General features: G+C 59.7%; 22 protein-coding genes and 1 other RNA gene. 6 read left to right on the forward strand and 17 right to left on the reverse strand.

The window, feature by feature from the left end; genetic code table 11:
* Positions 1–10: 10 nt before the first annotated feature.
* Together C2E15_RS18390 and C2E15_RS18395 are read right to left on the reverse strand one after the other, a co-directional pair.
* Complete coding sequence (locus C2E15_RS18390; RefSeq protein WP_104958652.1) at positions 11–406, reverse strand: YraN family protein; 396 nt, start codon at positions 404–406, stop codon at positions 11–13.
* Entirely contained in the window at positions 364–2,469 is a 2,106-nt protein-coding gene (locus C2E15_RS18395) for a penicillin-binding protein activator (RefSeq protein WP_104958653.1), read from the reverse strand. The genes C2E15_RS18390 and C2E15_RS18395 overlap by 43 nt, the downstream gene beginning before the upstream one ends.
* Positions 2,470–2,530: 61 nt before the next feature.
* Here C2E15_RS18395 and rsmI point away from each other — a divergent pair, with 61 nt between their 5' ends.
* Entirely contained in the window at positions 2,531–3,394 is an 864-nt protein-coding gene (gene rsmI / locus C2E15_RS18400) for a 16S rRNA (cytidine(1402)-2'-O)-methyltransferase (RefSeq protein ID WP_104958654.1), read from the forward strand.
* Positions 3,395–3,426: 32 nt separating this feature from the next.
* An RNA gene (gene rnpB, locus C2E15_RS18405) (RNase P RNA component class A) lies at positions 3,427–3,804 on the forward strand.
* 126 nt (positions 3,805–3,930) lie between these two features.
* Here rnpB and C2E15_RS18410 read toward each other — a convergent pair.
* The 11 genes from C2E15_RS18410 to pmbA form a co-directional block, all read right to left on the reverse strand.
* Complete coding sequence (locus tag C2E15_RS18410) at positions 3,931–5,841, reverse strand: BglG family transcription antiterminator (RefSeq protein ID WP_104958655.1); 1,911 nt, start codon at positions 5,839–5,841, stop codon at positions 3,931–3,933.
* Between the two features lie 58 nt (positions 5,842–5,899).
* Entirely contained in the window at positions 5,900–7,030 is a 1,131-nt protein-coding gene (locus C2E15_RS18415; RefSeq protein ID WP_425438020.1) for a lactonase family protein, read from the reverse strand.
* Between the two features lie 45 nt (positions 7,031–7,075).
* Positions 7,076–7,816, reverse strand: a complete 741-nt coding sequence (gene dagF, locus C2E15_RS18420; RefSeq protein WP_104958657.1) for a 2-dehydro-3-deoxy-phosphogluconate aldolase — start codon at positions 7,814–7,816, stop codon at positions 7,076–7,078.
* Positions 7,813–8,934 carry a DgaE family pyridoxal phosphate-dependent ammonia lyase gene (locus C2E15_RS18425; protein WP_104958658.1) on the reverse strand — a complete coding sequence of 374 codons (1,122 nt, stop codon included), beginning with the start codon at positions 8,932–8,934 and terminating at the stop codon, positions 7,813–7,815. Before C2E15_RS18425 ends, dagF begins: the two co-directional genes overlap by 4 nt.
* On the reverse strand, positions 8,918–10,051 hold the full coding sequence (locus tag C2E15_RS18430; protein WP_104958659.1) for an amidohydrolase/deacetylase family metallohydrolase: 1,134 nt from the start codon (positions 10,049–10,051) through the stop codon (positions 8,918–8,920). Before C2E15_RS18430 ends, C2E15_RS18425 begins: the two co-directional genes overlap by 17 nt.
* 48 nt (positions 10,052–10,099) lie before the next feature.
* Positions 10,100–10,744 (reverse strand): DUF4310 family protein, encoded by a 645-nt coding sequence (locus tag C2E15_RS18435; RefSeq protein WP_104958660.1) that lies wholly within the window; start codon positions 10,742–10,744, stop codon positions 10,100–10,102.
* Positions 10,745–10,758: 14 nt separating this feature from the next.
* Positions 10,759–11,535 (reverse strand): DUF4311 domain-containing protein, encoded by a 777-nt coding sequence (locus tag C2E15_RS18440; RefSeq protein WP_104958661.1) that lies wholly within the window; start codon positions 11,533–11,535, stop codon positions 10,759–10,761.
* Positions 11,536–11,568: 33 nt separating this feature from the next.
* Complete coding sequence (locus C2E15_RS18445; RefSeq protein WP_104958662.1) at positions 11,569–11,868, reverse strand: DUF4312 family protein; 300 nt, start codon at positions 11,866–11,868, stop codon at positions 11,569–11,571.
* 2 nt (positions 11,869–11,870) lie between these two features.
* Complete coding sequence (locus C2E15_RS18450) at positions 11,871–12,227, reverse strand: SFCGS family glycine-rich protein (protein ID WP_104958663.1); 357 nt, start codon at positions 12,225–12,227, stop codon at positions 11,871–11,873.
* A 54-nt stretch (positions 12,228–12,281) separates the two neighbouring features.
* On the reverse strand, positions 12,282–12,614 hold the full coding sequence (locus tag C2E15_RS18455) for a glycine dehydrogenase (RefSeq protein WP_281257521.1): 333 nt from the start codon (positions 12,612–12,614) through the stop codon (positions 12,282–12,284).
* A gap of 408 nt (positions 12,615–13,022) precedes the next feature.
* Positions 13,023–14,363, reverse strand: a complete 1,341-nt coding sequence (gene pmbA / locus C2E15_RS18460) for a metalloprotease PmbA (RefSeq protein WP_104958664.1) — start codon at positions 14,361–14,363, stop codon at positions 13,023–13,025.
* Positions 14,364–14,535: 172 nt separating this feature from the next.
* Here pmbA and yjgA point away from each other — a divergent pair, with 172 nt between their 5' ends.
* Complete coding sequence (gene yjgA, locus C2E15_RS18465; RefSeq protein ID WP_104958665.1) at positions 14,536–15,081, forward strand: ribosome biogenesis factor YjgA; 546 nt, start codon at positions 14,536–14,538, stop codon at positions 15,079–15,081.
* Between the two features lie 89 nt (positions 15,082–15,170).
* Here yjgA and mpl read toward each other — a convergent pair whose 3' ends face one another.
* Positions 15,171–16,526, reverse strand: coding sequence for a UDP-N-acetylmuramate:L-alanyl-gamma-D-glutamyl-meso-diaminopimelate ligase (mpl, locus tag C2E15_RS18470; protein WP_104958666.1), 1,356 nt, complete (start codon positions 16,524–16,526; stop codon positions 15,171–15,173).
* 168 nt (positions 16,527–16,694) lie between these two features.
* Between mpl and fbp the strand changes: the two genes are divergently transcribed.
* The 3 genes from fbp to ppa all read left to right on the forward strand — a co-directional run bounded on the left by fbp (position 16,695) and on the right by ppa (position 18,944).
* Positions 16,695–17,702, forward strand: a complete 1,008-nt coding sequence (fbp, locus tag C2E15_RS18475) for a class 1 fructose-bisphosphatase (RefSeq protein ID WP_104958667.1) — start codon at positions 16,695–16,697, stop codon at positions 17,700–17,702.
* A gap of 159 nt (positions 17,703–17,861) precedes the next feature.
* A complete protein-coding gene (locus C2E15_RS18480) occupies positions 17,862–18,311 on the forward strand; it encodes a DUF441 domain-containing protein (RefSeq protein ID WP_104958668.1) in 450 nt (149 codons plus the stop codon).
* A 102-nt stretch (positions 18,312–18,413) separates the two neighbouring features.
* Complete coding sequence (gene ppa, locus C2E15_RS18485) at positions 18,414–18,944, forward strand: inorganic diphosphatase (protein ID WP_103059194.1); 531 nt, start codon at positions 18,414–18,416, stop codon at positions 18,942–18,944.
* Between the two features lie 66 nt (positions 18,945–19,010).
* Here ppa and C2E15_RS18490 read toward each other — a convergent pair whose 3' ends face one another.
* Genes C2E15_RS18490 through tamA form a run of 3 tightly spaced genes read right to left on the reverse strand, consistent with a single transcriptional unit; the run spans position 19,011 to position 24,852 of the window.
* Complete coding sequence (locus C2E15_RS18490; RefSeq protein ID WP_104958669.1) at positions 19,011–19,367, reverse strand: gamma-glutamylcyclotransferase family protein; 357 nt, start codon at positions 19,365–19,367, stop codon at positions 19,011–19,013.
* Between the two features lie 2 nt (positions 19,368–19,369).
* Positions 19,370–23,140 (reverse strand): autotransporter assembly complex protein TamB, encoded by a 3,771-nt coding sequence (gene tamB, locus C2E15_RS18495; RefSeq protein WP_104958670.1) that lies wholly within the window; start codon positions 23,138–23,140, stop codon positions 19,370–19,372.
* A complete protein-coding gene (tamA, locus tag C2E15_RS18500; protein ID WP_174705727.1) occupies positions 23,137–24,852 on the reverse strand; it encodes an autotransporter assembly complex protein TamA in 1,716 nt (571 codons plus the stop codon). The genes tamB and tamA overlap by 4 nt, the downstream gene beginning before the upstream one ends.
* Positions 24,853–25,047 lie beyond the last annotated feature (195 nt).

The raw sequence follows: 25,047 nt of genomic DNA on the forward strand, positions 1-25,047 counted from the left end.
CCACCTGGTTCTAATTGTGGGCTTGAAACGCATCGGGCAGCCATGACAGCTGCTGCCCGGTAATGGCGACCACGTCGAAACGACAGTCAACCGTATCAAAACTGGCGTTGCGCGCCGCCAGCCACAGGGCCGCGCTGCGCAACAGCTTCTGCTGCTTGCGCCAGGTCACACTCATCGCCGCGCCGCCAAAACGCGCGTCGCGACGGTAGCGTACCTCGACAAACACCCACTGTCGCCCGTCACGCATAATCAAATCAAGCTCGCCAACGCGATAACGCACGTTGGCGGCGACGAAAACCAGCCCTGCCTGCTCCAGATGACGCCGCGCCATGCACTCATAGCGCGCGCCCTTTTGCTGGCGGCTTAGCCGGCCGGGACCACCTGTCCCTGACGATACTGGCTCCATGTCAACTTCCTGTTGATAACGCAATCCTGCGTGGCGCTCAGCTGGCCGGTGTTGCCGTCGATATGGAAACCGGGCATCTGGCGCATTTCGCTGAAGTGGTTAGCCAGCGTCCAGGCGTCAATGCCCATCGCATAGAGGCGAACCAGCGAGTAATCGTTGTTAAAGCTACGCGCCGCCTGCTGCATCAGGCCCGGGTTGGCGCCCGACAGCAGCGGAATGTCGCTGAACTGCAAGCCCTCCATCTCCAGACGGAAGTCGGGGCCCGCGCCCGCCTGAAAACTGCGGGAGCTGGCGTAGAGCGCCACGTTGCTGCGGCTGCTGACGCGCATGGCGATCATCGGTTTGATCAGCTGCAGTTCGCCCTGCGCCGCCACGATATAGACCGCATCCACGCTGCCGCCGCTGCTGGCGGCGGTTTCTGTCGGCGCGCTGCTCTGCGGCGCCGGGATGGCCAGGCCGGCGATGGTCACGCCCTGCGGCTCGCTGGGCGCCGCGGCGACCGGCGTGCCGCTCAGGCTAATGCCCGCGCCGCTGTTGATGCCCTGCTTCAGCTCGGCAGTCGAGCCGAACGCCTGCTGCAGCACCGTGCCGCCGCCCAGCGTTTGCCACTCCTGCGCAAAGGCTTTACTCACGCGATCGCCCAGCGAGCTGCGCGGCACCAGCATCAGCGGCATACGCTTGCCCTGCTGCCAGATATGATGCGCGGCGTCTCGCGCTTCGTCTTCAGGAGAAAGCGCAAAGTAACAAAGATTCGGATGGTTCTGGATCGTTTCCGGCTCGTTCAGCGCCAGCACGTTCAGCGGCGTAGAAGAATCAGCCACCTGCTGCACGTTGTTTTTCAGCAGCGGGCCGACGACCAGCGTCGCGCCATCCTGCTGCGCCTGGGCAATCACCTGCTGGATCGGCTGCGAGCTGGTGTCATAGACTTTCACCTCGGCGTTGCTGGCCGGCGCGGTGGAGACCGGCGTGGCGGCCTGCGGCTGGGGCTGGGCCTGCGGTTGAGGCTGAGCATCGGCATTGTCAGCCGGCGCGGCGGACGGGCTGACCACGGCATTGGCGTCACTCTTCTGCGCGCCGTCGGCTGCCGGCGCAGCGGCGCTCTGGGCGTTATCAGCCGCGCCTGCGCCGTTCTGCGCGCCATCGTTGGCCAGCGACACCGGATTCTGCGCGCTGCCGACCGCAGGCGCGGGCGCCGCATTCAACAGGCCGTTTTTCGCGTCGTTAAACCCTTTCTGGATCGCGCTGGCGAAAACCTGCGCCTGGCCGCTTAACGGCAGCAGCAGCGCGATCTTACCGGTGGAGGCGGGCTGGAAGTTTTGTACCTGGCTGAGCGCGGTAGGCAGCGTTTTCGCCGCCGGGTTTTGCGGATAACGCGTCTGCCAGTCGCTGATGCCCGCTTTCAGCATATCGGGATCGGTGCGGTTGGCTTTGTAGATATTGAGCAGGTCGAGCCAGCCCTGCAGCGTATTTTCATCGGCGTTGATCACCAGGCTGCTCATCTGCTCCGGCGGCAGCTGCTGCAGCGCCTGCCAGGTGGCGTCGATATTATCCTGATGTGCTTTATCGCTCAGCAGCGGCTCCTGGGCGATCAGCGCGCGCACCAGATCGAGCGACGGACGCCCCTGGCTGGCGGCGATCTTCAGGCCGTAATAACGTTGCTGCTGATCTTTCGACATCGCGGCGGGATCAAGCTTCGCCAGAATGCCCTGCGCGTTGGCGATATCCTGGCTGCCGAGGCGCAGCTGCGCGGTCAGCAGCTGCAGCTCAAGACGCTGCACGTCGCTCAGCTGCTGAGGAAGCTGGCTCATCTGCTGGTTTGCCTGGGGATACTTCCCTTCATTCAGCAATGCACGTATCGCAAGTAATTGCCAGTCAGCCTTGTTATCATCTGGGCTTTGCTGCACCTGCTGCAGATAATAGTCGGATGTGCCCGTTGCCGGTCCTTGCACGTTTACCGTGGGGGCCTGCGGCCCCTGGCCGGTACAGGCTGCCAGGATCAGGCCAGCCAGCAGAACAGGCACGAAGCGTCCTGCTTTTTTTCGAACGACTTTTGAAGGAAGCATACTGTATCCAGTAAGTTTTTTTCAGGATGCTCAATATTAAATCGGCAATTCGGATGAAACAATGAAACAACACGATCGGGCAGAGATTTCTGCCAGCACGCTCTATATCGTTCCTACTCCGATAGGCAACCTGGGCGACATCACCCAGCGGGCGCTGACGGTGCTTACGAGCGTCGATCTGGTGGCTGCGGAAGATACACGTCATACCGGACTGTTGCTACAACATTTCGCCATCAATGCGCGACTGTTCGCATTACACGATCATAATGAACAGCAAAAGGCGGAGCTGCTGCTGAACAAGCTGCAGGAGGGGCAAAGCATCGCGCTGGTCTCCGACGCCGGCACGCCGCTGATTAACGATCCTGGCTATCATTTGGTGCGCCGCTGCCGCGAGGCGGGCATCCGCGTGGTACCGCTGCCCGGTGCCTGCGCCGCTATCGCCGCGCTGAGCGCCGCCGGCCTGCCTTCCGATCGTTTCTGCTATGAAGGCTTTCTGCCGGCGAAAAGCAAGGCGCGCTGCGATACCCTGCGCGCGCTGGCGCAGGAGCCGCGCACGCTGATTTTTTATGAGTCCACCCATCGCCTGCTCGACAGCCTGCGCGATATGGTCAGCGAGCTGGGCGCCGATCGCTACGTGGTGCTGGCGCGCGAGCTGACCAAAACCTGGGAATCGATTCAGGGTGCGCCGGTGGCGGAACTGGTGGCGTGGATTGAAGAGGATGAAAACCGCCGCAAAGGCGAGATGGTGCTGATTGTCGAAGGGCATCGCACCGATGAAGAGGCGCTGCCGGCCGAGGCGCTGCGCACGCTGGCGCTGCTGCAAAAAGAGCTGCCTCTGAAAAAAGCCGCCGCGCTGACCGCGGAAATCCACGGCGTGAAGAAAAACGCGCTGTATAAATATGCGCTCGAGCAGCAAGAAGGATGACAAAGCGGTCAGAATGACCTATCATCCGCGCCGAAGCTGACCAGACAGTCGCCGCTTTGTCGTCGTCCTCCTTCGGGGGAGACGGGCAGAGGGGAGGAAAGTCCGGGCTCCATAGGGCAGGGTGCCAGGTAACGCCTGGGAGGCGCAAGCCTACGACCAGTGCAACAGAGAGCAAACCGCCGATGGCTCACTCGTGAGTACAGGTAAGGGTGAAAGGGTGCGGTAAGAGCGCACCGCGCGGCTGGCAACAGTTCGTGGCACGGTAAACTCCACCCGGAGCAAGGCCAAATAGGGGTTCACATGGTACGGCCCGTACTGAACCCGGGTAGGCTGCTTGAGCCAGTGAGCGATTGCTGGCCTAGATGAATGACTGTCCAAGACAGAACCCGGCTTACCGGTCAGCTTCACTCTTTAGAAAACCCCGCTTCGGCGGGGTTTTTGCTTTCTGGGCGCTAAGATGAATGAGTGTCCACGACGCTTTCTATGAAAGAACGCGGCTTACCGGTCAGCTTCACGCGACGGCGGGTTTTTTGCTGTTATAACCGGCTCAGGCAGTCCAGCGCCACCGCTTTAAAGCTGTCAAAATCTGCGCTGTCGCGCAGGCGCGTCATTGCGCGCTCACGCATAAAGGTGACGAACAGATCATAGATCGCCATCGCCTCCTCATAATCATCCTTACTGATGGCCAGCAGGAAAATAACGTATGCCGTCTCCTCACCCCACACGATGCCGTGCGGCGCCAGCACGGTATAGACCACGCTTTTTTTCGCCAGCAGGCCCAGCGAGTGCGGCAGCGCTATCCCCTCGCCCAGCATAGTGCTAAGGATCGCCTCGCGCTCCTCGACCGAGGAGTAAAACGTCTTATCAACGAACCCTTCCTCTTCAAGCTGCTGGCAGAGCAGACGGAACAGCTGCGCCTGATCCATTGGTCGGTCGATAACGCGGAAATGGCGCGCGTCGAAAAACTTTTCCAGCATGTAGGGCCGGGTGCGATCCACCAGTACCAGCTTACCGAGCTGCTCCAGCTGATAATCGGTGGGAAACGGCGACATTACCACTACCGGCTTGCCCTTTTCGCCAAGCCGTACGGTGGAGATAATGAAATCCTCTTCGATAGCGGCCTGCACTTCATATTCCCGCAGCGAGATAATGCGCGTCACCACCAGCTGCGGGTATTTACGCAGCAGCATCGCCTGGATCATGCGCACGGTAGAGTTGCCGGTGTCGCACACCAGCAGCACCTCGGGATGACGCTGATAACCCACGTTATAGTGACGCTCCAGCCCCACCCCAATATGCAGCACCAGGAAGCCGATCTCATTTTCGCTGATAACGTAGGGGGTGTATTTGCTCCAGCTGGAGACCGCCGCCAGCGTGACGTCGTAGGCCATCGGATAGTGCTGTTTGATATTGGAGAGCAGCGGATTGGGTATGGTTATCTGATAGCGCACGCGGGTAATCATGGTTTTAATGTGCGTCAACAGATCGGCGCGCAGCTGCTGGTCATCCTGCAGGTTGTAGTTGTAGTGGGTATTGATGTAACTAAGGATGTAGTTGACCAGCGAATCACCGTCATCGGCGCTGATGGCGCTGGGCGCGATCTCCTCGACGCGACGCGCGGCAATATTCAGACGTAGCCAGGCCTCTTCCGCCGGCGCAATCGCCTTGCCGGCAATCGGACGCATCAGGTTGATAATGTGACGCGCCGCTTCATAAACGTCCTTATCCACCTCTTCGGCGCTGAAATCGGAAAGTGGATAGCCTTCGCTGATGCGCCGTACCGCTACCGCGCAATAGAGACGCAGGTAAAGCTCACCCTCGTCGGTCATACGAATATTGAAGCGGCTGAAACAGTGCTGCAGCAGCGGCTGTAGCGTCAGCAGCATACCGCTGTTCAGCGCTTCCATCTGTAACAGCGGGCTTTCGCTGTTCTCCTGCGCAATCTGATACAGCAGGTCGGTCAGGCAGGTGCGGATCGCCATCTCGCTGCCGAACAGCTTCATGCCGTAGCGCGGGCGCGCTTCAATGGTGAGCTGATAACGGCTAAGCCACTCCCGCACTTCGGCCATATCGCTCTGCAGGGTGGCGCGGCTGACGAACCACTCTTCCGCCAGATCTTCCAGCTTGATGGCCCAGGCGGAAGTGAGAAAGCGCGTCAGCAGATAGTGGATGCGCTCGTTCGAGGTGCGCGGCACGCGTAGCCGCGCCGGCGTCTGCTGACGCAGCCGCTGGTAACGCGCCGGATCGTGAATGCGCAGCTGATAGCCCTCGCCGCGGCTGAGAACAAACAGCGCGCCATGTTCGGCCAGCATCTCGTTCAGCATATTGATGTCGGTGCGCACTGTGCGTGTAGAGACAGAAAAGCGCCGCGCAAGCTCATCCTGCGGCAGCGTTTCGCTTTGCAGCGTATCGAACAGTTGCGCCAGTCGCTGGTTTGGGAATCTCACGGCCGCTTTCTCCTGCTGGCAGCGCCCCGGCGCTGCGAATTAACCTGTCAGGCCGCCATCAAGGCACGATCACCATCTGCGATGGCGCGCCGATGCCAATATAGTCGTCGCTGAAATGGAGTTTTCCGCTCTCTGCGTCCCGCTGAAAACGGGTGATGTTATCGCTGCGCTGATTCAGCACGTAGAGCGTCCGTTCATCCGGCGACAGCGTTAAGGTGCGCGGATAGTCGCCACGCGTCCAGATATGTTCAACCAGCGTTAACGCGCCATCCGCGCCGGCCTGAAAATGGGCGATGCTGTTATGCAGCCGGTTCAGCACATAGAGCTGTTTTCCGGCTTTATCGATCGCCAGCCCGGAGGCGAAACTGGTGCCTTTATAACCCGGCGGCAGCGAGGAAACCGTCGCGCCTTCGGTCAGCAGGCCGGTTTCGCGGTTTAGCCGATAGCGGGTCAGCGTCGACGCCTCTTCGTTAATCAGGTAAAGCGATGCGCCATCCGGCGTAAAGACGAAGTGCCGCGGCCCGGCGCCTGCTGAAGAGGCGGCGATCCACGGCGGCGTATTCGGCGTCAGCTTGCCCTGCTGATCGATCCGGTATTGATAAATGCGATCCAGCCCCAGGTCAGTGCTGAACAGATAGCGGCCGGAAGGATCGCTGGCGATCATATGCGCGTGCGGCCCGTTATGATCGCTGACAGCGAAGCTGCCTTCAACGGCAGCCTGCGGCTGCGCGGCACCGGGCGGACCCTGATGCTGTTTGCTGTCGCGCGCCGCCTCCAGCCCGCCGTCGGCGCGCACCGGCAGCACCGCGATGCTGCCGCTGACATAGTTCGCCACCAGCAAAAATTTGCCGTCAGGCGTCAGCGAAAGGTAGACCGGGCCGCTGCCCTCTGTGCCGACCTGGTTAATTTCTGTCAGGCCGCCCGCCTTATCCAGCCGCAGAGCGGTAACGGTACCGGGATCGCTTTCGCTGGCGACATAGAGCGTGTCGCCCCGCGCGTTCACCGTCAGCTGCGCGGCATTGGCCAGATGGCTGACCACGGTTTTGTCGTGCAGCGAGCCGTCCGGCGCTATGCGGAAACGGTACACGCCCTCGCCGTGCGGTTGATAGGTGCCGACAAAAGCCCAGGGCGCGGCCTCCGCCAGCGGCGCAACGCTGATTAATACCATAAGAACAGGAAACAGTCGCATCGCTTTTTTCCTCATTTCTGGCGCGTTCGCCGCTGGCGACGCGGGTTAACCTACCAGCTTTTTGGTGATGGCCAGCAGCGTTCTGACATCGTCAGGGCGCGTGTCGCCGGTCGCGTTATCCATGATCGAGCTGTAGATATGCGGAATAATTTTGCTCACGCCAGCATCCAACGCAATCTGCAAAATCGTCGCATAGTTGTCCAGATCGATGCCGCCGGTCGGCTCCAGCCAGAAGTCGTGCTTCGCACAGGCCTGCGCCACCGCCGTAAACTCATCCACCGCTTTCAGGCCGCCCATCGGAAAATATTTAATGGAGCTGCCGCCCATATCTTTCAACATCGCGATGGCGGTTTCCACCGGCACCACGGCGTCCGGCGCCTGCGCGCTCAGCGGGCCGGTGGAGATCTTGACCCGGCCGGGCGTGCCGGTGGGCGACACCAGACCGTTCACCACCGTTTGCTGCTGACCCAGCAGGGCGCGGCTGGTGGCGACGCCGGTAAAGACCTGGTTAACATGCTGCGGCTGCACTTCGCGGCTGATTTCGCTGACCATCGCCGACTGGCGCGGATCGCCGGCGCCGAGGCCGACGGAAAGGGCGTTATCGATAAGCGCGGCGTATTCGCGCATATCTTCGACGGCGCTCTCTACGCTGGCGTAGTTTTTCGACAGCACGCCGACCAACACGTGGCCCTCGGCCGCCTGCCAGATCGCCTGCGCGTTGGCTTTTGAGCCTGCCAGAACGTTCAGACAGACCCGGTTTTGATAAAAATCAGGCGTTAGCTTCATGCTTGTTTCGCTCCTGTAATCAGTGCCTTAATGCTAAGGAAAATGGTATTAAGCTGTTCCGGCGTCACGCTGCGCACGTCCGCCTCCACAATGCCCTCGTTGGCTTTGTAGCCACGGAAATAGATTGCAATTGCGCCCTCTTTCAGCGCCTGCACCAGCTCGCCGGTGGTCTGCCCGATCGCCGCCTCGTCAAAATGGATCTCCGCCCGGGCAATATCGCGGCCCGCCGCATCCCATACCACGCGCGCGGTGACGCCGTTCAGGCCGTTCAGGCTATCGATAAAGGGCGTCATTTTTTCTACCATCTGCGCCCCGCTCTCTTTTTCGCGCGTCAGGTAGTTTTCGATCGCCTGCGTCAGGCCAAGAATGCCCTCTTTGCCGACCTTCATCGCCCGCCCGATACCCGCTGACTGGCGTTTTACCCACTCTACATACTGCTGTTTGCCCACCACCAGGCCACTGGTTGGCCCTTCGATCGCTTTGGCGCCGCTGTAAATCACCAGATCCGCCCCCTGCTGGTAGTAACGCTGCAGATCTTCTTCCGCCGCCGCGTCGACAATCAGCGGCACGTTATGCTGGCGCGCCACTGCTGCTGCCTGTTCAACGCTAAGATGGCTTTTTTTCACGCAGTGGTGCGATTTTATATACATGATCGCTGCCGTTTGCGGCGTTACTGCGGCGGATAACTGCTCAGCGGAGCATTCGTTGGCGTAGCCCGCCTCCACCAGACGGCCGCCACCCAGCGTCACCATGGTGCCGACCGGCGCGCCGTAGTTAACGTTATGCCCTTTCGGCAGCACAATCTCATGCGGCACCGTCAGCGCGGCGGCGTGCAGGTTATCCAGCAGCCAGCGATCATCTTTAACAATCACCGCCGCCACCGACTGCGCAATACCCGCCGAGGCGCAGGAGACCACCACCGCATTCTCCGCGCCGAGCAGCCCGGCGATATAAGCGCCGGTTTTGTCGACTAAATCCTTGATTTCAAAATAGTGATTCAGGCCATACTTTACCGTCTCCACCACATCCGCCGACGGCGTGGAGACGCCCAGAATGGTCATGCGCCCGGAGGCGTTGATCACCTGCTTCAGGCCATACTTTTCATACATTGAAGACATGATTTGCTTTCCCTTCGTCGGTAACGTTCCACTGCCCGGCGACGACCGCCGCCAGCGGCACAAAATGGTGATGGCCCAACACGCTTTCCCCTTCTGAATCGTCCAGCGGGCGCGGCGCATCGCTAAAGGTAAAGAGCGTGAGATCGGCGTCGTAGCCCGGCGCCAGCCGCCCTTTACGCTTCAGGCGCAGCCCCTCCGCCGCTTTCCAGGTGACGCAGTCGATAATCTGCGGCAGCGTCATCCCCACGCTGAAGAATTTCGACATCACGTGTGCGAGACTTCTTACCGGGCCGTCAATGCGGTTGCGACAGTAAATGTCGGAGCTAATGGTGTCGGGCAGGATGCCTTGCGCGATCGCCTGACGCGCCACCTCAAAGCTGAAGCTGGCGCTGCCGTGGCCCACATCCAGCCGCACGCCGCGCGCGATCGCCTTTTTCACCGACAGGCGCAGTTCGCCGGCGGGCGTCAGGATCCGGTTGGGCTTGCCGTTATAGCAGTGGGTAATGATGTCGCCGGCGGTAAGCAGTTCGGCAATTTCGTCGAGATTGGGCGGGTTGTTGCCGATATGCACCATCAGCGGCAGATCGCCGTTTTCGCGCTGGATCTCTTTCGCTATTTGCAGCGGACGCACGCCGTTCTGCCCCACCACGCTGCTGCTGATGCGTGCTTTAATGCCGAGGATAAAATCCGGCAGGCGCTGTAGCGCATCACGTACGGCGACGTTATCGATCTGGCTCAGGTCAGCCAGCTCATTCTGCGTCACGATGCCGGTGCGGGCGATGTTCAGCAGCGCATAAACCTGCGTCGCCGCCTGGCGCGTCAGCTGCCAGAAATCGTCGATATCCTCCGCGCCGGTGCTGCCGGCGTCCACCACCGTGGTAACGCCCGTCGCGACGCCGATACGATCCGCTTCGTCGTGATAAATCGGTGATTTCGGGTAGCAGTGGACATGAGAATCGATCCAGCCTGCGCTGACCCATACCGTGCCATCCAGCACCTTTTCCTGCTTCGCCGCACCGGCCACCTCGCCGACCGCGGCGATTTTTCCATCCTGAATGGCGATATCGACCAGCCGTTCATCCACCAGCCTGGCGCGCCGAATAATCAGATCAAACATGAGAACCCCTTCTGGCGGGCCGGCCATTAACCGCAGGCCCGCAGTGAATTACAGCGCCACCGGGAAGATCGCGCCCAGCACCATCGCGCCGAGGATGGCGCCGCCGGTGATCGGCTTACCCCAGAGATAGAACAGCAGCGCGCCAATCAGCGAGCCGAGGCCAATAGGAATGGAAGCGCCCATGGCGGAGAGGATGATCAGCGGCCCGAGGAAACGGCCGGAGGCGTTACCGGCGCCCATCATCACGTCCGCCCCGTAGGTGGAATCGCTCTGGTTGATGGTGAATTTGCGCGCCAGAATAATGATGTAGCCGATCGCCAGGCCGATAACGAGACCGGTCAGCAGCGAGGCGGCGAAATTAGCCACCGGAAAGACGATACCGGCGCCCAGCAGCAGCGCCGGCACCCCCAGCCCGACGCCGGTCTGGATGGCACCGCCGATATCCAGGATGCCCACCAGCGACCCTTCAATGATGCGCGCGAACAGGAAGCTGGCGCCGAAGGCGGCGACCGCGCCGTACACGCCGGTCTCCATGCCGGCGCGCAGCATCGAAACGAAGGCCACTTCGTTAAACGCGCCGATGCCGTAGAGGTAGTACATATGGGTACCGGCGAATACGCCGGCGGACAGCAGGCCGACAAAGATCGGGAAGGACCAGTCCGCGTACCAAAATCCGCTTTTTGTTTCGTTCATCGTTATGCTCCCGGTTATTTTCCGCTCAGTCCGTTGTGGATCAGCTCAAGCCAGTTCGGCACGCCCGCGTGGAACGATTCCAGCAGTTTGATATCGAATCCGCGGAAGAAGCCGCTCAGTACGAACAGCAGCACGATAGAGACCATCATCACCTTAGTGACCTTGTTCCAGCCGCTCTCTTCCACCCCTTTGCCGATCAGGATGCCCAGCACCAGGCCCGGTACGGCGTTACCCATGATCAGCTGCGCCAGACCGCCGAAAATCGTTGCCCAGAAGCCCGATTTCTTACCGGCGTCGATCGCCGCCAGCCAGAAGATCACCGGCATCACGGTGTTAACCAGCAGGTTGGCCGCCGGCACCAGCACTTTCACCGCCGTCACCTGCAGCGCCTCCGGCACCGCTGACGCGGTGGAGTTGAGGAAGGCGACCACGAACATGCCGATAAGGCCGCAGGCGATGGCCATTTTTTTCGGATCGTGCAGCGTTTCCGCCACGTTGCGGTTTTTCACCATCAGCGCCGCTGCGCCCCAGTTGGGGATAATGCGGTGATCCACATCTTGGGTGAAGGAGCCGGCCGCAACCGAGGAGGCCCATGCGTTGAAGAAGAAGCCGAGACCAAAAGAGAAGTGAGAGGCGGGATCGCCCTCACAGGAGTTGAGTTCGCCCAGTGTTCGAAATGCGCCCATGCCCTGCGAGGTTGGCGCATGGAACATGCGCGCGGCGCCGGCGCCCACGCCCACGCCCACCAGCCCGCCGATGACCAGCGACTTAAGCAAAATAATTAAAAACATCAGTCTTTCCTTATGTCTTATCGCCCAACGTTTTTAGTGCGCTACCGTAAACTCCACCTTGTCAGTATCAATCACGGTAACGTTGACGGTGATCTCCAGCTCCACGCTGAAATGCCGTCGCTCGCGCGGCAGAAAGAAAAACAGAAATTTCTCCTTTCTGACGCTCTGCTGCGCCCGGATAACCTTTACGTCCTGTGGTTCGATGCGCAGCAAAATTTTGTTTGTCGATTGCAGCACCTGGTGCTGAACGTGGCTAAGGGCATCGGCAAAGGCTTTGCCTCGCGTATCGCCTTTGCCCTTAACGAGAACTGAAGTCGTGAAATGTTCTTTCATACTCAGCTGCCGTACTTTTTATTCCAGGCCTGCACCAGCTTTTCGCCCAGCTCCTCTTTATCCATAAAGCCGAAACCCAGCACCGTTGCACCTTCATTAATCGCCGTGACCCCCTCATCAACCGAGCGCATGCCATGCCTGGCCTTGTAGCCATATTTGTTTTGCGCCGTAATCGCGCCGGCGCCGCCGCTGCCGCAAAAGGAAATGCCGAAATCGGCGTTTTCCGCTTTCATAACGTCGCCCAGCTTCATATCCGCCGCGACGCCCGGCACTACCACTGCGCGACCGCCCGCTTTTTCGATACCGGCCGCCACTTTTTGCCCTTTACCTAAACGATCGCCAATCACTACGGTTACCATACTGCGTTCCTTCTGTTGTCTTTGCTGACGGCAGGCGGCGCTGCGCCGGCCTGGTTATGAATTCGCTTTTGCCACTTCGATATGTACCGAAAGCAGCCACGCCTCTTCACGCGGCAGATTGCCGAACAGATCGACCACCTGCTGCGCCAGCCGCATCGATGCCGGCGAGATATCTTCGAACAGTTCGGCTTCGACTTCCGGCAAGGGTTCGCCGGTTAACGATCGCAGCGCCATGGCGCGTACGTGGGAGGCCAGCATCTGCTGCTGCACCGCATTCGGATAAATAGCCTCAGCGGTAAAGAGCGCCTCGATCTGTTTCATTACCCGCCCGGCGAGCGCCGCGATTTCCGCGTCATCTGCCGGCTTCAGTTCCGCTACGTTATTCACCTTCCCCACTCCTGATTAACTGACGTTCCATTTTTTCGTGTTAAAAACAAAGTAGCGTTATCCTCTGCCGGTTTGTAGACCGACTTTTTCCGCCTGAAAGTGGAAATAGGCGCACAGAAGGTGCGTGAAGTCGCAAAAAAAGTATTTCGTGCAGTAATGAACCCGGAAAGGATTATTTCGTGCAGGAGGCTGGGGTAATATGCATAAAAATTTAAGGCATTGATAAACAGCGGTAAGCGTAAGAAGGCAAGGCAGAGTAACAATAAGTAATTGTGATGAATGGCGCAGGAAAGATAATTTTATTACCTGAAGATAACCGGTGATTAACTGTTTATAACGGCGGGTTTTCCGGAAATTGACGCAAAAAAAAGCCGGACGTGTGAAACGCCCGGCATCATTATTTAACGCTTACTGTCCGGCGATACTCATTTCCGGCAGCAGTACGGAGCCGCACTGAATATTGCTGCGCGTTTCGATATCGTTGCCGACGGTGACGATATTGCGCCACATATCCTTCAGGTTGCCGGCAATGGTGATTTCGCTTACCGGATACTGGATTTCACCGTTTTCTACCCAGAAGCCCGCCGCGCCGCGCGAGTAATCGCCGGTAATGCCACTTACGCCCTGGCCCATCAGTTCGGTTACCACCAGGCCTTTGCCCATCTGTTTCAACAGATCGTCGAAGCTGCTGCCCTGGCCGGCGATGCGCCAGTTATGGATGCCGCCGGCGTGGCCGGTGCTTTGCAGCCCCAGCTTGCGTGCGGCATAGCTGGTCAGCAGCCAGGTTTGCAGCACGCCATCTTTAATAATTTCGCGATCCTGCGTGCGCACGCCTTCGCTGTCGAACGGCGTGGAGGCCAGCCCCTTCAGCAGGTGCGGCCGCTCTTCAATGGTGAGCCATTCCGGCAGGATCTGCGTGCCCATCGCATCAAGCAGGAAGGTAGATTTGCGGTAGACGCTGCTGCCGCTGATCGCGCCGACCAGATGCCCAAACAGGCCGGTGGCCACTTCTGGCGCGAACAGCACCGGCGCTTTCATCGTCGGCAGCTTACGCGGCGCCAGACGAGAAAGGGTGCGCCGCGCGCACTCCTGGCCTACCCATTCCGGCGACTGCAGATCGCTTATCGCCCGGCCGATGGTGTAGGCGTAATCGCGTTCCATATCGCCTTCCGCTTCGGCAATGACGCAGCTGGAGAGCGAATGGCGGCTGGAGCAGTAGCTTTGCAACATGCCGTGGCTGTTGCCGAACACTTTAATTCCAACGTGGCTGTTGAAGCTGCCACCTTCGGTGTTGGTGATGCGCGTATCCGCCTGCAGCGAAGCCTGCTCGGCGCGTGCCGCCAGCTCGATCGCTTTATCAGGATCGATCTCCCACGGATGGAAAAGATCGAGATCCGGCGCATCGAACGCCAGCAGTTCGCGATCGGCCATGCCGGCGAAAGGATCGGGAGAGGTATAGCGGGCGATATCCACCGCCGCCTGCACGGTGCGTTTGATCGCATCGGGGCTGAGATCGGTGGAGGAGGCGCTGCCCTTGCGGTTTTGCCAGTAAACGGTGATACCCAGCGCGCCATCGCTGTTGAACTCGACGTTTTCTACCTCACCATAACGCGTACTGACGCCGATACCCGTCGTTTTACTGACCGCCACTTCCGCGCCGTCGGTGCCCGCTTTCGCCAGTTCCAGCGCCTGGGAGACAGCCTGCTCCAGCACTTTACGTTGTTCTGCAACCTGAGTAAGTATTTTCATTGACCTACCATAATATGATGAGTACGGTCTGCCGCGCTGGCTTAGCCTTGAACCAGATAATGCACGGCAACGCGTGAGTTGTATCCTTATCTGGAGTCTAACAGACTCAGAGAACAATTTCGCAGTAGCCGCGTAACCTGATAGCATTAGCCTCTTTTTCAGGAGCCTGATAATGACGAAACACCCCGAAGAGTGGCTCGACGACGTACCGGATAATCACGAAGAAGAAGATGAAGAGATCATCTGGGTCAGTAAGAGTGAGATTAAACGTGACGCCGAAGAGCTGAAACGCCTCGGCGCGGAGATAGTGGAACTGGGGAAAAACTCCCTCGACCGCTTGCCGCTGGACGAAGAGCTGCGTGACGCCATTGAGCTGGCGCAGCGCATTAAGAAAGAGGGCCGCCGCCGTCAGCTGCAGCTGATCGGCAAACTGCTGCGCGCGCGCGATCCCGATCCGATCTACCAGGCGCTGGATAAGCTGAAGAACCGGCATAACCAGCAGGTGGCGCTGTTCCACAAGCTGGAAGCGATGCGCGATCGTCTGGTGGAACAGGGCGACGACGCGATTGCCGAGGTGCTGAACCTCTACCCACACGCCGATCGTCAGCAGCTGCGCAGCATGATCCGCAACGCGCAGAAAGAGAAAGCAGCCAATAAGCCGCCCAAGGCCTATCGGCAGATCTTCCAGTATCTGCGCGAACTGGCGGAAACGGTCTGACCGCCGCCGCGTTACGCCCTTGCCACCGGGCGTAACCGGCCCGCTTCTCTCTGCCCGCGCCTTTCACGACGCGGGCGGCTAATCCGCGACTATTTCCCCAGGCGATCCAGCAGCTTCTGATGAATGCCGCCAAAGCCGCCGTTACTCATCACCAGAATATAGTCGCCCGAATGCGCGTGCTTAGCGATGGTCTCTACCAGCGCATCGATATCGGCGCTCCAGAAGGCGGGCTGAATGCAGGCGTCCGCCACTTCCGCCACCTGCCACGGAATGTGGTGCGGCTGATAGAGGAACACTTCGTCGGCGCGGCCCAGCGCGGGGGCCAAATCCTCTTTGCTGACGCCAAGCTTCATGGTGTTGGAGCGCGGCTCCAGCACGGCGAGGATGCGCGCGGTGCCGCCGACCTTGCTGCGCAGCGCCGCCAGCGTCGCCAGAATCGCCGTCGGGTGATGCGCGAAATCATCGTACACTTTGATGCCGTTCGCTTCGCCGCGCAGCTCCAGGCGACGACGGGCGTTGATAAACTCATCCAGCGCGCGTCCGGCGTCTTCCGGCTTCACGCCGACATGGCGCGCCGCCGCGATCGCCATCAGGCCGTTATGCATGTTATGTTCGCCGACCAGCGACCAGTTCACTTCCGCGACGCGTTCGCCATCCAGCCAGGCTTCCCAGCGCGACGCGTCCGGCGTCAGCTTTTTCGCCTGCCAGCGACCATGTTCGCCGACGCTCTCCTGCTCGCTCCAGCAGCCCATCGCCATCACCTGCTTCAGGTTGGCATCATGCTCCGGCAGCAGAATTTTGCCCTGCCCCGGCACGATGCGCACCAGGTGGTGGAACTGTTTCTGGATCGCGCGCAGATCGTCAAAAATATCGGCGTGGTCGAACTCAAGGTTATTGAGGATCAGCGTGCGCGGGCAGTAGTGAACGAATTTAGAGCGCTTATCGAAAAAGGCGCAGTCATACTCATCCGCCTCAATCACGAAGAATGGGCTTTTTCCTAAAGTGGCGGAGACTGAGAAATTCCCCGGCACGCCGCCGATCACAAAGCCCGGTTCCAGCCCGCAGGCCTGTAGAATCCACGCTGTCATGCCGGCGGTGGTGGTTTTTCCATGGGTGCCGGCAACGGCAATCACCCAGCGGTCGCGCAGCACGAAATCATGCAGCCACTGCGGCCCGGACATATAGGGGATGTTGCGTTCCAGCACCGCTTCGACACAGGCGTTGCCGCGCGTCATCGCGTTGCCGATAATCACCAGATCCGGCGCCGGATCGAGCTGGCTGGCGTCATAACCCTGAATCAAATCAATGCCTTGATTCTCAAGCAGCACGCTCATCGGCGGATAAACATTGGCGTCGGAGCCGGTGACTTCATGGCCCATCGCGCGCGCCAGCATCGCCAGCCCGCCCATAAAGGTGCCACAGATACCAAGGATATGAATACGCATAAAAGGTCCGTTTACGAAAAAGTTCGGGACACAGTGTAGCGCCGAGCGACGCGGGAAGAAACGGATTTGGCCTATGGTCTTTGCGGTTCATTCGGCTAAACTGCGATGGCATCCGTTGCAGCTTTGTACCCTATGCTGCTAATCCATCGTAGATTCAGGGATTGTGTTATGAAAACATTAGGCGAATTTATCGTCGAGAAGCAACACGACTTTCCGCACGCCACTGGTGAACTGACCGCGCTGATTTCCGCTATTAAGCTGGGCGCTAAAATTATTCATCGCGATATTAATAAAGCCGGTTTGGTTGATATCCTCGGCGCCAGCGGCGTGGAAAACGTGCAGGGCGAGCAGCAGATGAAGCTCGATCTGTTCGCCAACGAAAAGCTGAAGGCGGCGCTGAAAGCGCGCGGCATCGTGGCCGGCATCGCTTCTGAGGAAGAAGACGAAATCGTCATTTTCGAAGGCGTGGAAAACGGTAAGTACGTAGTACTGATGGATCCGCTGGACGGCTCGTCCAATATCGACGTAAACGTTTCCGTCGGGACAATTTTTTCTATCTATCGCCGCGTGACGCCGCCAGGCACCCCGGTCACTGAAGCGGACTTTATGCAGCCGGGCAACAAGCAGGTCGCCGCCGGCTATGTGGTCTATGGCTCGTCAACCATGCTGGTTTACACCACCGGCTGCGGCGTCCACGCCTTTACTTACGATCCGTCGCTGGGCGTTTTCTGCCTGAGCCAGGAGCGCATGACTTTCCCGGAGAAGGGTTACACCTACTCCATTAACGAAGGCAACTACATTCGTTTCCCGCAGGGCGTGAAGAAATACCTTAAGTTCTGTCAGGAAGAAGATAAGGCGACCCACCGTCCTTATACATCACGCTATATCGGCTCGCTGGTGGCGGATTTCCACCGCAACCTGCTGAAGGGCGGCATCTATCTCTACCCCAGCACCGCCAGCCACCCCAGCGGCAAGCTGCGTCTGCTCTATGAGTGCAACCCGATGGCGTTCCTCGCCGAACAGGCGGGCGGCAAAGCGAGCGACGGCAAAAACCGTATTCTCGATCTGCAGCCGGAAGCGCTGCATCAGCGCTGCCCGTTCTTTGTCGGCAACGACGCGATGGTCGAGGATGTCGAGCGCTTTATCCGCGAATATCCGGATAATCATCAGGCCTGACCATCCCCAAGCCGCCTGCTGTCGCAGGCGGTTTTTTTTTGCCGCTGTGACCGTCCCGGCGCGCCGCGTGTCTCCCCTTTCCATCTGCGCGGCTCGCGCCTGCCCTCATCCGTTGTTATAGTGGCCGCTTCCCTGTTTGGCTTGCATCCGGAGCGTGCGATGACGGCCTATGCCTCTGTTTTAATCTTAATTGTACTCGGCGGCCTTAGCCTGCTGGTGCATAACACGGCGGTGACTATCTCTATCGCCATTTTACTGTTGCTGAAGGTAACGCCGCTTTCCCACTTTTTCCCCTACGTGGAGAAACAGGGTTTGACCCTGGGGATCATCATTTTAACCGTGGGCGTCATGGCGCCGCTGGCCAGCGGCTCGCTGCCGGCCAGCACGCTGCTGAAATCGTTTCTCGACTGGAAATCGCTGCTGGCGATTGCGGTAGGGATCCTGGTTTCCTGGCTTGGCGGCCGCGGCGTAACGCTGATGAGCAGCCAGCCGACCATTGTCGGCGGGTTGCTGATCGGCACCATTATCGGCGTGTCGCTGTTTCGCGGCGTGCCGGTGGGGCCGCTGATCGCCGCCGGTCTGGTTTCGCTGTTTATTTTCAATAAATAGCCGCGGCTGGAGCATTCCGAAAGCGGAAAAAGGGGGCATACTTTCATAATCAGTTGGCTATAATAGCCGTCACTCAACTTATGATGAATGAAGGAAAGCGAGATGAGTTTGAACCTGGTTCCAGCCGGTAAAGACCTGCCAGAAGATATCTATGTCATCATCGAGATCCCGGCCAATGCCGATCCGATCAAATATGAAGTAGATAAAGAATCTGGCGCGCTGTTCGTTGACCGCTTTATGTCGACCGCTATGTTCTATCCGTGCAACTACGGCTACATCAACCACACCCTCTCCCTGGATGGCGATCCGGTTGACGTGCTGGTTCCGACCCCTTACCCGCTGCAGCCGGGTTCAGTGATCCGCTGCCGTCCGGTCGGCGTGCTGAAAATGACTGACGAATCTGGCGAAGACGCCAAGCTGGTTGCGGTACCGCATACCAAGCTGTCTAAAGAGTACGATCACATCAAAGATGTGAACGACCTGCCGGAACTGCTGCGTGCGCAGATCACCCACTTCTTTGAACACTACAAAGATCTGGAAAAAGGCAAGTGGGTTAAAGTCGACGGCTGGGATAACGCTGAAGCGGCTAAAGAAGAGATCCGCACCTCTTTCGAACGCGCGGCGAAGAAGTAATTGCCGCCCGGTGAGTTCGCTCACCGCATCGATACAAAAACACCGCCCCAGAAGGGCGGTGTTTTTTTATTCCCCGGATGAGACCTCATCCCTTTGCAGCCAGTCGCCGCTTGAGATGCGCGTCAGCCCGGCGACCGAACGTTGATACACATACAACCAGGCGCTGCCGTACGGCGTCTGAATCAGCTGGCGCTTGTATTCGCCGCCGCTGGTTCGAAGCGCGTCCAGTTCGCCTAACGTACTGGCGTCAATCCGGTAAACTTCCCCATACACCGAGCCTTCTCCCGGCACGACGCCGGGATAGTGGCCAAGGTTGTAAAGGTCGTAGCCCTCAATCTGATGATCGCCGAGCCACTGCGCGTTTGTCATCCAGTGACTGTTTCCCTGTTTGCGCCGTAAACTGCCGTAGACAATTATTCGCATTGCTAAAACTCAAACTGATAGAGCAAATCGAGTGCCTGGTCGATGCCGGACACTGCTTCCAAATAGAGTTTGGGCATCAGGCGATAACGCAAGGTTAATGTCGCCAGTGAATCAAAAATGCCAACCCCATATTTTACTTGTAGACCCGGCAGCACATAGCCGCTGACCTGCACCTGCTGGCTGTCGCCAACGCCGGCAGTATCAAGGGCAAGATTACTGACGCCAAAGGTCTCGCCGATTTTACCCACAACCTGCCCACTTTGTGCAACCCCTAAACCGACCAGAGCGGAAGTCAGCGCGTTGCTGTCGCCGTCGGTATCCAGCCCCTGGCCGCGCAGCAGGTAGGAAAGCGCCTCTTGCTGCGACATTGCCGGGTCGGAGAAAATCTCCGCTTTCGGCTCGTCCGCCAGGCCGGTGACGCGCAGACCGGCGGTCACGCCATCCTCAGTCGCCTCCGGATTACGGATCGCTTCCAGGTTGATATAGGGCTGATCCGGCGGCCCGGCGAACTGCAGCTCGCCCTTGCGCACCAGCAGATCCTGTCCATAGGCGTGGAAGCGGCCGGACGGAATGTTGATCTGGCCGTTCAGCCCCAGGCCGCGCTTATCCTGCACCAGCTTCAGGTCGCCGTTCAGCTTCGCCTTCAGGCCGAAGGCGCTGAGCCGCACATCGTCGCCGACATGGATAATCAGATTGCTGTTGATCGGGATCGCTGCCGTTTGCGGCGCCACCGGCTTAAGGTTCTCATCCAGCAGCACCTCATCGGAAGAGACGCCGGTCGCGCTCTGCGGCACCTCCTGCACGATAATACGCGCCCAGGGAACATCGACACGGCCATCAAGATTGAACGCGACGGGCGATGCCTCGAAGGTGAGATCCGGCGAGACATCCATGCGCACCATCGGCGGTACTGTAACCCGTACGCGATCGCCGCGCGCGGCGATGCGGGCGCGCCAGTTATCGAGCTGGCTCCAGTCCGCGTCGCCGTTAAGATTGATCTCCCCTTTCGCTGTCTGAATCAGGCCTTCCAGCGTCGAACTCATGCCGTTGAACACCATATTGAGACTGGCGCTGGTGAGATCGACCGGCATAAAGCTGCCGTCAACGTCGACGTTGCGCAGCCCCAGCTGGCCATAAACCTGCGGACGCTGCAGATCGCCACCCAGGCGCAGGCTACTGTTGAGCAGTCCCGCAATCTTTTCGCCGCGCATCAGCGCCGGATTCAGCAGCGCCAGCGAAATATTGTTGATGTTGATATTGCCCGCCAGGCTGCGGCGGTTTTGCGGATCGCTGATCTGCACTTTACCGTCGAACTGGCCGTTGTTGGCGATACGCAGCAGCCAGTCCAGTTCAGCGCGGCCGTCGCGCAGGCCGGCGTTGAGGTTCAGGGTATCGAAAGCGATCGGCAGCGCGTTGCCCTGCACATCCTGCGTCACCTTCACGCCGCGTCCCTTCAGCGCTACGCGGCCGGTCGGCAGCGAGCCGTCGCTGCGCCAGCTGACGTCGGCATCGCCATTGAACACGCCCACCAGCTGCGTTTCGTCAGGCAGGAAGGGGCGCAGCATCGCCAGGTCAAAGCGATTCAACTCAACGCGCGCATGCCCTTCCGGCCCCGCCTCAATCGGCTGCGGCACGCAAAGCTGCGCGTTCGGGTTGCGCCAGCAGTGTGCGCCGATGGTGGCGGTCTGGCGGGCGTTCAGATAGTCAATCGACATGGCGCGCGTCAGGCGCCATTCGCCGACCGGGGTATTGAAGACAGTGTTGTTCAGCGTACCCTGCCAGCGCTGCTGCTGGCGATCGAAGCTGCCGTTCAACGCCAGCTGGCCGGAAACCGGATCGCCATCCACCTGCAGCTTCAGCTGGTGCTTTTTCTCGTCGCCATCGGCATCCAGCGTCAGGCGGTTGATGGTCAACGCCGCCTGCTTCAACCGATCGACGCGCAGCGCCAGCTTGCCGGCCACGCGATCGCTGGAGCGCACATCGCCCTCCAGCCGGACGCGGGCAATGTTCAATTCCTGCCAGCGCAGGCCGGTCGCCGTGAGATCCGCCAGCAGCTGCGGCGCCTGCAGCGTGCCGCGCGCCTTAATGGTGCCTTTCGCCACGCCGCCAAGGCCGGGCAGCGCATTATCGAGATGCGGCGCGTCGACGGTGGCATCCAGATTCAGCGCCTCGCCCAGCTCGCCCTTAACGTTCAGGTTGTTACGGCCCAGCACCAGCTTGATGCCGGGGATATTCCACTGGTTATAACTGTTGCCGTACAGGGTGCCGTCGGCGGAGACCGCGTTTTGCTTCACCTTGCCGCGCAGCTGCAGTTCCGGCACGCGCATCTGCCAGCTACCACCGTAGAGGCTGCCGCGGGTAGTGATTTTGCCGTCCAGCGTAGCCGGCCAGTCGGGATACTGCTGGGCGGTATTGATGCCGCTGAGCGTCAGTTCGCTGCGCCAGCTGATCGCTTTGCTCCAGTCCACCAGACCGCTGAGATCGGCATGGCCCTTCAGCGCCGAAAGACGCAGCTTATCCAGGCTGAACTGCTCAACGTTGCCCTTGCCGTCCAGCGCCAGCCCGGCGGGAGGGATTGCCTCGCCCTTCAGTGCCGCGCGTAGCGACATGACATAGTCGGTCGCTTTGCCGCTAAAGCTGAAGTCGAGATTATCGGCCTGATACTGCGTCGCGCCGGTCAGCGGCCAACGCAGCTGCGGGCTGGTCAGCTTGAGCTGTAGCGGCAGCCCGGCGGTTGCCAGTTCGGTCTGACCATCCAGCTGCGCGTTGAGCGGGCCGGAAAGGTTGAGCGCCAGCTGAAGCTGCTGACGCATCGCGCCGCCGAGGGTCATTTTGATCTTCTCCCCTTTCAGCGGCTCTACGTTGAGCGCGCCGTTGAGGGTGAAATCGACCGGCCAGTTATCCGCCAGCCGCGCCTCGCCGTTGGCTTTTACCTGCCCCTGCGGCGAATCGATATCCAGCGTTTGCAGCTGCAGCAGGCGATCCTGGGTTTTCGCCTTCAGCAGCAGCCGGTTCACCGCCAGATCGGTATCGCCGGTCAGGCGCAGCTGTTCGCCGACAATCTCCTGCACCTCGATATCAAGCGGCAGGCGGAAATCGGGCATGGAAGGTAACAACGGCTGCGCAAACATCGCCTTCAGCGTTTCGCCCAACGGTTTTTCCTGCGGCGCAGGCTGCTGGACCTTCGGCTGCACCACCTGCTCGTCGGCGACCTGCGCCGCTTTCGGCAGCGCCACCAGCAGGCTCTGAATATGGGTTGGGGTCAGCGTCAGCGCGCGATCCTGCCACTGTAGCCCACTGGTAAAGTCCAGCAGCGAAATGGCGGTATCGTCGACTTTGACATTGATATTATGCAGGCTGAGATGGCGCAGCGTGATCGGATAAGGGGTGCTGATCTCGCCGGAACCGCTCTCCTCTTCCGGCGGCGGCTCGCCGGCGGGGGGCATTTTACTGCTGTCGACCGCCACGTTGACATCCTTCAGCGCAAGGTCGTTAACGCAGAAGGCGGAGTTTTTCAGACAGCCGAGCTGCACCGCCAGATGGAATTCGCCCGCGTTAACCGTCACGCCCGGCATCTCATACTGCACGCCCTTCAGCGTCAGGTTGCGCCAGCCGCCGTCCACCTGTTTGATGGACAGCCCCGGCACCCAGCGCGCCGCGCCGTTCAGCAACAGGTGCAGGCCGGGCGTGGTGCCCACCAGCAGCAGCACGCCGCCCAGCAGCACCGCCAGAAAGATCAGAATCCCGATCAGGACCTTTTTCCACAGCTTCATAGTTCAGGCCCCAGTCCGATGTAAAACTGCAATCCATGTTCCTCTTTATCGCCGATGGGGCGCGCCAGATCGAACTTGATCGGCCCCACGGGCGACTGCCAGCGAACGCCGATGCCGGCGCCGGTTTTGAAGTTGCTCTGCTTGATATCGTTAACCGCTTCGCCGGAATCGACGAACACCGCGCCCCACCACTTGCCGGTCACGTTGTACTGATACTCCAGCGATCCGGTCGCCAGTTTGGAGGCACCGGTCAGCTTGCCGTCGTCGTCGCGCGGCGAGATGCCTTTATATTTATAACCGCGGATGCTGCGGTCGCCGCCGGCGAAGAAGCGCAGATCGGGCGGCACTTTTTCGAAGTCGTTGGTTTCGATCCAGCCGAGGTTGCCACGCGCCACGAAGCGGTGGCGATCCGCCAGCGTGCGGATCCAGACGTTTTGCGCCTGCAACACCAGGAAATCGACGTCGGAGCCCCAGGTGGTATCGGAAATGTCAACGGAGTAGCGCTGCGAATCGCCCCAGGTGGGCATCAGACCGCCGCGCGAGCGGGTGCGGTTAACGCTGACGCCGGGATAGATCAGCATGGTGGTATTGGTGACGTTAGCCTGGGTAAAGTGATCCAGGCTCCAGCGCAGGTTAACCGCTTTCTGCCAGCCGGAGCTGTTATCCCAGTAACGCGACAGCGCCAGCGTCGTGGAATCCGCTTTGGTATCGTTAAGATCGGTGCGCTTCAGCCCGCCCTGCACCAGATAGTACTGTTCCAGCGGATTTTTCAGCAGCGGCACTTTATAGCTGAAATCGAGCTGCTGCTCCGGGGCGGAGATGTTGGCGCTGGTGGTCAGGCTGTGGCCGCGTGAGTTAACCCAGGGCTTGCGCCAGGTGGTTTTCAGGCGCGGGCCGACATCCGTGGAGTAGCCGATACCGGTTTCAATGGTGTTTTCCGTACGCGGCGAGACCACGCCGCTGAGCGGCAGCACTTTATCCGGCGTGGTTTTATCGAACTCCGGCGCTACCACCACCGAATTAAACCAGCCGGTGGCCGACAGGCGGCGATTCAGCTCCGCCAGATCGCGCGAGCTGTAGTAGTCGCCTTTTTTAAACGGCACCAGGTTTTGCAGGTACTCTTCGCGGATTTGCGAGCCTTCGAAGCTCACATCGCCGAAGCGGTAGCGTTTGCCGCTGTCGTAATCGAGATCCCAGTAGGCTTCGCGACGCTCAACCGAAACGCCCAGCTGGCTTTTCTTAAAATCGCCGTCAAAGTAGCCGTTGCGCAGCGCCAGATTGGTGAAACCGCTTTTGAAGCTGTCATACTTGCCATGATTGAGGATGGTGCCGTTTTTTGGCCTTCCCTCTTTTACCCACTGCTGATAGTCGGCATCGTTGCGCGCGTCGCCGCGCAGGATAATGGTGCTGCCGGCGATTTTCACCGGCTCGCCGGCCGACACCCGCGCGATCAGCACCGGTCTGCCGCCCTGCGCGGGCGCCGGACGGCTTTCAAAATCGATATCAGGCTCGTAGTAGCCCAGCGCGCGCAAGCCTTCTTCTATCGCTTTTTTTACGCGCGCGCGGAAACGTCCATCCGCAGTGACCTCATCAGTATCGATGGTGGATAGCCTTGCCCGGACGTTTTTCTGCAGATCCCCGGTTAACCCTTCAAGCTGTAAGCGGATATTGGCTGCCTGAGCGGCAGGCGCGGCAATCAGCAAACAGGTCATGTAACAGACATGAATTCGTGGCACGCTTACTCCTGTTAATGTTGCCAAATCCCCACACATTCCCGGGGGACAAATAACATCGCCAACCAACAGGCGCTTATGTCGACGTCAGGTTTGCTTAACAGCATAGCTGCATGCCTGACGTAACGGCTGAGCGGGCGTCAGGACAAAAAATGCTGTTAATGCAAATTTCGC

Source organism: Mixta gaviniae (assembly GCF_002953195.1).
Lineage (GTDB): Bacteria > Pseudomonadota > Gammaproteobacteria > Enterobacterales > Enterobacteriaceae > Mixta > Mixta gaviniae.